The organism is Sphingomicrobium nitratireducens (genome assembly GCF_026157035.1).
Classification (GTDB): Bacteria; Pseudomonadota; Alphaproteobacteria; order Sphingomonadales; family Sphingomonadaceae; genus Sphingomicrobium; species Sphingomicrobium nitratireducens.
On sequence record NZ_JANJZA010000002.1, the window covers coordinates 69,516 to 77,937 of the forward strand.

Below are 8,422 nucleotides of genomic sequence, written 5' to 3' on the forward strand. Positions count from 1 at the left end.
TCCTAGCGGGCGCCGGGCGCGGACGCGACGGCGAGCTTCTGGCCGTCCTCGACCGGGACGGACTGCGCGCGGGCAACGGCGTCGGCGTGACCCGGCTTGTCCTGAGGCAGCGCGATCTGGAGCCGCCAGCCGGTCGACGTATCGAGCAGACCGCCGACGTCGTTGTCGGCGCGGCGGATGGTGGGGTCGTCTTCGAACGTCGCGGGACCTTCGCGCACGACGACGGCAAGTTCCTCGTCCCCCTCGAGCGTGCCGATCCGGCGCAACGCCGAGAGCGGAAGCGGCTCGCCGCGATGGCGTTGCACGAAGGCACCAGGCAGGCCCCACGTGCCCGGCCAGCGATAGAAGATGTGCGTGCCGACCTTGGCGACCTTCGACAGGAGCGGCGCCCAGCGCGGCGCGACATAATCGGCGTGATAGTGGGTCGCAGTCCCGACGGCCTTCTCCACATGGCCGGCCAACGCCTCGCCAGCGATGCGGCGCGCAGCCGCCATCGCGCCGGCGGCAGGCCGGCGCGCAAGCGAACCGTCGCAAGTATAGCTGAACTGGCAGACCGGCTGGCGCGCGCCTTCGTAGACGACGCCGCACACGCTCGACGGGAAGGCTGGGTGCGCGACGCGGTTGAGGATCACCTGCGCGACCGCGCGTCGGCCAGCCTCGGGCTCGAACCCGGCTTCGTAGTAGATCGCTTCGGCGAGGCAATCGAGCGCCCGGTCGCGGCCGCCGGCAAGCGCGAACGGGCGCGCGGCGCGGATCGGCGCGCTGTCGTAGGGGATCGAGGCGTTGATCTTGAGCGCGTCGATCCCGGCCTCGGCCATCGGCAGGCTGGCTTCGGTCGCCTCGATCAGGCGCTCGGCGTCGACCGGCGTCAGCATCGCTTCCGCCTGAGGCGTCGCAGCCGGCGCCTTGGCACCGTAGAACGAAACGGCAAGCGCAAGTACCACGACCGCGACGATCACCCCCAGTTCGAGCGTCATCGAACGCAGGAAGTTGGCCAGGCGCGTCATTGGTCGTCGATCTTCCTGGCGCCCGTGGACAGCTTGCCCAGGATCTCGTCGCGCGGGCCGTCGGCGATGATCTTGCCACGGTCGATCACGATCAGCCGGTCGACCAGCGAAAGCATACCGTGACGGTGGGTCGAGACGACCAGCGTCTGTTCGGGCCGCAGCGCCGTCTTGAGATGGTCGATGAAATATTTCTCGGTCTGCGTGTCCATCGAACCGGTCGGCTCGTCGAGGAACAGCAACTTGCAGTCGCTGACCAGCGCGCGGGCCAGCACGAGCAGCGAGCGTTGTCCGCCCGACAGGCGCGAACCGCGTTCGCCCACGTCGAGATCGAAGCCGGCCGCGCCCTCGGCGAGGAAGATGTCCGCGCCCGAACGCCTGACCGCGTCGATCAGCTGCTCGTCGGTCGCACGCGCCGCGCCGAGCATCAGGTTGTCACGCACCGTTCCCGAGAAAAGGTCGGCATCCTGTCCCACGAAGCGGAAGGCCTCGCGCAACTGGTGCGGGTGGTATTGACGGCTGTCGAGGCCGTCGATCGTCATCGAGCCGTCGGTCGGCGCGTAGAGGCCGCAGAGCAGGCGACCGAAGGTCGACTTGCCCGAAGCGACCCGGCCGATCACGCCGATGCGTTCGCCCGGCGCGATTTCGAGATCGAGCGAAGACAGGCTGTCGATCGCCGCGCCCGGATAGCGGAAAGAAGTTTCGACGAAGCCGATCCGCCCCTCGCGGATCTCGGGCACGACCGAGCGCGCGGCCTGCGTGCGCTCGTCGGGCGCTTCCATCATCTTCTGGAGCGATTCGAGCGTTGCCGTGGCGGTCTTGGCGCGCGTCATGAGGAAGGCGAACTGGCCCATCGGCGCCATCGCACGGCCCGCGATCATGACGATCGCGATGATCGCGCCCATCGTGATCTCGCCCGCGTTGAACAGGTAGAAGCCGCCGACGACCAGCCCGACGCTCATCGCCTGCTGCGCGATCGAGGCGAGGTTGACCGCGATCGCGGTGAGGCGACGCTGGCGCTCGCTCGTCGTTGCCGACATGGCGGCGAAACGGCGCCAGCGACCCAGCATCTGCCCTTCGGCGCGCGCCGCCTTGAGCGTTTCGGCGCCCGAGATCGATTCGACGAGCACCGAGTGCTGGAGGCTGGCATCGGCCTGCGCGTCGAGCGCGGTGCGCCCCATCGCCTTTTGAAGCGAGAAACCGACGATCAGCATCAGCGAGATGCCGACGATCGGCACGAACACGAGCGGACCGGCGAGCAGCGCGATGAAGGCGAGGAAGATGCCCATGAACGCGATGTCGACCATCAGGACGACGCTGGTGGAAGCGAAGAAGTCGCGCACCGATTCATATTCGGACACGCGCCGCGCGAACGCACCCGTCGAGCCCTGGCGCGCGGCCATCGGCAGGTTCATCACCTTCTCGAACAGCTTTTGCGAGTAGCGCGCATCGAGCTTGCGCCCGATCTCGTCGACCAGCGCGGCACGGGCGAGCCGGAGCGAATAGTCGAAGCCCATCGCCAGCACGACGCCGATCGCCAGCACCCACAGGGTCGAGACCGCTTCGTTGGGAATGACGCGGTCGTAAACGTTCATCGTGAACAGCGGCAGCGCCAGGGCGAGCAGGTTGATGACGAGGGCCGCCAGCACGACCGGCCAGAATTCGCGGCGCGCCTTCCAGGCTTCCGACCAGAACCAGTGACGGCGCTTGGCCTCGTCCCACGGACGCTCGCCGAGCCGTTCCTTGGTCGGATCGGGTTCGACCACCACGGCATGGCCGGTGTGAACCGCCTCGAGCTCTGCCCGGTCGACCCAGACCGGTTCGGCCAGCCCCGGCGCATGCACCAGTGCCTGACCTTCATTGAGGTCGAGCAGCACCGCAGCCCGGCCGCCCTCGAGGTCGAGGATCGCCGGCAGATCGCGCGATTTCCAGCGCGAGATGCGACGGCTGCGCGGCTCGCCACGCATTCCGACCTGGTCCAGCGCAGGCTCGACCTGGTGGAAGGGAAGCAGCCCGTTCGCGTCGAGTGCCAGCCCGGCGCGAAGAAGGACCGGCGACGAGGGCCGATCCTCCTTCCTTGCCAGATACGCTAAACAATCGAGGACGGGATCGACCTCGCCAGAGGCCTCGTTATCCAGCCAATGCACGCTCAATGCCCGTCCCCATCATGGCTCAGTCCGCATCCGGAGCCGGCGGGCCCATCAGCGGCGCTTCGAGCGCGGTTTCATAACGATCGTTTTCGTCGATCCGGTCGACCGAGAACTCGTCGCGATCGTTGCTCCATGCCTCAGTTGCCATCTCGAGGTCGAGGGCTTCGATCAACTGGTTGATCGAGGCGAGCACGCGATACTGCGCATAGAGCTGCGCGAGACGGGCGGTCTCGAGCTGCGCCTGCACGTTGTAGCGCGTGTTCTGCGCATCGAGCACGTCAAGCAGCGAACGGCGGCCGACATTGAACTGCTCGCGATAGGAGAGCAGCAGGTCGTCGGTCACGCGGCTCTGGGTCGCCAGTTCGTCGACCAGGCGGCGCTGGTTCGAAAGGCGGCTCCACGACGAGCGAACCGTTTCCTCGGCGTCGCGGGTCAGCGAGAAGAGACGCGCCTGGACTTCCGAGGCACGGGCCTTCTGCTCCTCGACATTGTGCGAGTTGGCGAAGCCGTCGAACAACGTCCAGCGCATGACGAACCGGCCGAGATAGTCGGTCGTCTTGCCCTCGAAACCGTCGATGTCGCGGCCGTAACGCGCTTTGCCTTCGAGGTTGAAGCGCGGACCCATCTCGCCCTTGGCCTTCTTGACCAGCTGGCGAGCGGCCTCGAGATCGGCCACCGCTTCGTCGACCAGCGGATTGTTCTGGCGAGCCAGCAATTCCGCCGCGGCGAGCGATTCGGGCAACGCGCCCGACAGATCGGGCGGCATCGACACGTCGCCGATCGGCATGCCGGTCAGCTTCTGGAAGGTGATCGCGGCCGCATCCATGTCTTCCTGGGCCTCGACAACGCGGGCCTGGGCCGACTGCAGGCGTTCTTCGGCCTGCTGCTGGTCCGCGATCGAGATCGAACCCTGCTGCACGCCTTCACGCAGATCGCCGACAAGGCGCTGGTGGAAGGCCGAGTTGTCCATCGAGATGGCAACGATGCGCTGCTGCAGGATGTAGTCGATGTAGGCGCGCGCGGTGTTCAGCGCGATGAACTCGCTGCGTTCCTCGACGCGCGCGGCAGCCGCATCGGTGCGCGCCGCCTGGTAGCGGATCTCCGCTTCGCGAGCACCCGAATCGAACAGCAGCTGGTCGACCATGACCATCGCTTCGAGCGGGTAGAGCGTATCCTCCGCGATACCGATCGAACGACGCGTGGGATTGCGCAGTTCGCGCACACCCGCCGACGTCTCGACCGAGATGCGCGGATAATAGAGGCCTTCGGCCTGCTGCCGCTCATGGCGAGTCGCGTCCTTGTTATAGATGGCCTGGTGGATTTCGGGATTGGTCTGCAGCGCCTGCTGCACCGCAGTCCTGAAATCGACGGCACTGGCCGGGCTTGCACCCAAACATGCCATCAGCACCGCTCCGGGAACGATAGTCGTCCAGTGCTTCTTCATGATTTGCCCCTTCTTCTGGTCCCTGTTGGCGGGCGGGACGGGCCTCCGGAACCCCGGATTTCCGTCCCTACCGCCTATACGATCACTTAGGCGACCGGTGCTGCATCCTGATGGAGCATCATGCCATCCGTCAACATCGCGTCGCTATTCGCCGGCGTAAAGCCATGCAGAACGGCGATGTCCCAAGTCGGCACGCTGCCAGGATCGGCGAGATTGTGCACCATCGGTGCCTGGCCCTCGCCACCGGTCAGCGCGGCGATCAGGGCGTCCACCTGCCCGTTCTCGCCACCGTCCAGCGCGGCTTCGATCACCGCACCGACATCCGCGCCCTTCGCCACCGCCATCGCCGCGAGCGCGTCGATATTGGCCATGGGAAGGTCGCCATCCACCGGCACCTGCGCCACTACGTGGCTCTGCATGGTGTCGGCCTTGGCCGCCGAACCGTGGTCGACCGGCGCATCGTTGACCTGTTCGATCATCGAAGGACCGATCGCTTCCTTGGCGACAAGGTGGCTCGACTGGACGTTATCGACGGGCCCGACTTTGAAACCGGTCGTGCCATGGTCGACCCCGCCGCCGCGCGGCGAGAAGTCGTAGGCCGCAAAGCCCTTGAACGAGCCGTGGTCGAGGCCGAGCGAGGCATCGCCGCGCAGGCTGTCGAACGAGTAGTCGAACGACGGCCCGTGCTGCTGGCCTTGGACCGCCAGCCCGATGGCGAGCGCGGAGCCCATCATCAGCGACTGCTGACCCGACTGCTTCGCCATCTGGTCGTCATTGGCCGCCACGAGCGATTCCTTGGCGAACACCAGCGGTGCCAACGGCATCGGCGCGGGCTGTTCGTTGACGGTCACCGGGCTTCCGCCCTGGCTCGCCACGACGACGTAGACCTGCGTCACGCCGAGCGGCAGGACGTTGGCGACATCCACCCACTGCTCGCCGTCGCCGCTACCGGTCTGGTCGACCTGCAGCGTGCCGTCGTCGAGGAAGCGGACGTAGCCGCCGGCCGTCAGGTTGGTACCGTTCGCGACGTTGAGCACGGCGCTCAGGTCGATGACGTCGTTCTGTGCGTAGGTATAGCCCTCGATCGTATCGATCTCGCCGGCCGTGATCGCCGAACCGTCGATGACGAACCGGTCCGCACCGGCATCGCCGATCAGCGTATCGACCCCGGTTCCGCCACGGATGATGTCGTTGCCGGCACCCCCGTTGAGGGTATCGTTGCCGGCACCGCCGTAGAGGTAGTCGTTGCCGCCGAGACCGAACAGCACATCGTTCCCGGCATTGCCGACCATGACGTTGTCCTGCGCGGTCCCTTCGATCGGCGTGCCGAGCGTGCCGTCATTGCCCGACGTTCCGACATAATTGCCCGGCGCGTCCTGGACGATGGTGGTCGTGATCTGGCCGACCTCGGTGTCGCCATCCCCGTCCTTCGCGACGACCGTGAAGTTCTGGTCGATCGGAACGGTCGGGTTGCTCAGGCCGATGAAGATCCCGCCAAGGTCGAACTTCTCGTTGCCGGCATTGCCCGTATCCGATTCGATCAGCACGGCGTTGAAGTTGGAGTTGGTGTCGATCTCGACGCGGTCGCCGCTCTCGATACCCGTGACCTTGACGCCCTCGGCCGTTCCCGCGCCGTCGATACCCGCGGCAGTGAACGAGACGGTGAAGGGATTGGTCGTGGCACCAGGGGCGCCACCGTTCAGCGTAACGCTTTGCAGCCCGCCGCCGAGGTCGGTGAACACCCAGATGTTGCCGGTCGAATAATCGACGACCGTCACCTTGGTGATGTTGACGTAAACCTCGCCCGCATCGGCTGGGATGCCATACGTTCCGTCATTGTCCGAGGTGATCGCGTAAAAGTTGATGTCGACCTTCGGATCGCTGCCGCCGATCACCTGCAGGATCGTCTGCTCGTAGTGGGTGGTCTGGATGACCCCGCCGTTCGAGATCGTCGGCGGCACGTTGTTGCCGTTGTCGACGACGACCAGATCCTTGAGCAGGTCGACACGAACGACTTCGCCCTGATCGACACCCTGGTTACCCGTCCCGATACGGCCGCTACTGTTGTTGACCGAGATCGGATCGCCGTCCCCGTCCTCCGCGGAGAACAGGATATCGAACGGGGTCGTGTTGTTGTTGGCACCGACGAAATAATAGTCGGAGTTGCCGGCCTTGATGCCCGTAAAGGACTCGATGCCCTGCTCGGTGCCGTTGGTGATCGTCCCGTTGACGTCCCAGGTGTAGGTGCCGTCACCATTCAGCGTGATCGTGAACGCGACGGTGCCCGACCCATCCGCACCGGTCGCGCCGGTGACGACGGTGCCGTCACCATTGATTGACAGGTAGATGTTCTGCCCGTTGATCTGCAGCTGGTTGCCGGCCGTATCCTTGGCCAGCCCCTCGATGATCGAGAAATACAGATCGCCCAGGCCGTCGGTCCCCATGTCGAGGTTGAGGTCGCCGACCACAGGCGGGCTGTCGCCGTTGGCCGCGCCGACCTTGTCCGGGGTAAAGGGCAGCGGCCCGTCATCCTCGAACACGAACACCGGGCTGTCCGGCAGTTCCTCGCCATTGTCGAAGTGCGACAAGTCGACGATATATTCGTCGGTGTCACCGTCGGCGTCGGTCACGGTCTGCACGAGCTGCAACGTGTCGTCGGCCAGCATGATCCCCACCGCATCGTCGTCGGTCGCGGTCGAGCCGTGCCACAGGTTCTGCGTCTGGGTCACCGTCAGGTTGGACCCGGACAGCGAGATGGTGAAGTAGACGTTGCCCGTTTCGGTAAGGTCACCCGTCGTGACGCCACCCGAAGCGAGTGCGGTCGAGCCGTAGATCACCCCGCCGATTTCGTAGAGGTAGATCTCGTCGCCCTGACCGAAGCCGTCGCCATCGATCGCGAACAGGCCCGAGTCGACACCATCGGTGTTGAGCACCAGCTCCAACGTCGCACTACCCGTACCGTCGGTGCCGTAATCGACCGGCGTGGCAAACAGGTTGGCCACGCTGACCGTCTTGGAGGCGTCGCCCACCGAGCCGTTCGGCCCCGAACGATCCTCGCCTTCCGGCAGCGTCTCGTCGAGCACGATCGGAGCAAGCGTCCCCGGCCCCGCCGCGGCATCCGGACCATCGTCCTCGATGCCGAACACGCCGTTCGAGATGTCGAGATCGGCGCTGTCGCTGTCGCCGTCGGCGTCGTAGACAGTCTGGCGCAGGAGCAGCGCACCGCCATCGGCGATCAGCGTCTCGAGATCGTCGTGATCGTCGGTGTCGCCGTGCCAGATGTTCTCGTACTGCGTGAAGGTGATCTCACCCGTCTCGCTGTCGACCGAGATGCGGAAATACTCCGTCGCGCCGACCATGCCGGAGACGTAGCCACCGACCTCGTTGTAGACGAGCATGATCTCGGCGCCCTGGCCGATGCCGTCATCGTCGAAGTCCGGACCCACGCCTTCCGGCAGGACGTCGGTATCGTCGAGCGCATAGAGGCCCGAGCCGACGCCTTCGTCACCGGTGTCCTCGAGAACCAGCGTGTACTCGACATAGCCTTCGCCGTCGGTGCCATAGTCCACCGGCGTGTCGAAATAGCCCGCGAACAGGCCGCCCGTGCTCGACACGGTCGAACGACCGGCCGGATCCGAGTTGCCGTCATCGCTCTCGCCGTCCGTCTCGGTCTCGTCGAGCACCAGCAGCGGGGCTTCCGGGTTGAGCGGATCGGGATCGCCATTGTCGTCCGGATCGGCATCGGGGCCATCGTCCTCGATGCCGAACACGCCGTTCGAGATGTCGAGATCGGCGCTGTCGCTGTCGCCGTCGGCGTCGTAGAC

At 65.9% G+C, this 8,422-nt stretch carries 4 protein-coding genes; all 4 read right to left on the minus strand.

All coding sequences use genetic code 11. The annotated features are described in order from the left end of the window. Positions 1-2: 2 nt before the first annotated feature. Complete coding sequence (locus tag NNY25_RS11020) at positions 3-1,007, minus strand: cell wall hydrolase (protein ID WP_265571635.1); 1,005 nt, start codon at positions 1,005-1,007, stop codon at positions 3-5. Next, on the minus strand, positions 1,004-3,151 hold the full coding sequence (locus NNY25_RS11025; protein WP_265571658.1) for a type I secretion system permease/ATPase: 2,148 nt from the start codon (positions 3,149-3,151) through the stop codon (positions 1,004-1,006). Before NNY25_RS11025 ends, NNY25_RS11020 begins: the two co-directional genes overlap by 4 nt. 25 nt (positions 3,152-3,176) lie before the next feature. Then, positions 3,177-4,598 (minus strand): TolC family protein, encoded by a 1,422-nt coding sequence (locus NNY25_RS11030; protein WP_265571637.1) that lies wholly within the window; start codon positions 4,596-4,598, stop codon positions 3,177-3,179. 86 nt (positions 4,599-4,684) lie between these two features. After that, positions 4,685-8,422 (minus strand): DUF5801 repeats-in-toxin domain-containing protein (locus NNY25_RS11035; protein WP_265571638.1); only part of this gene is annotated, 3,738 nt, incomplete at its 5' end.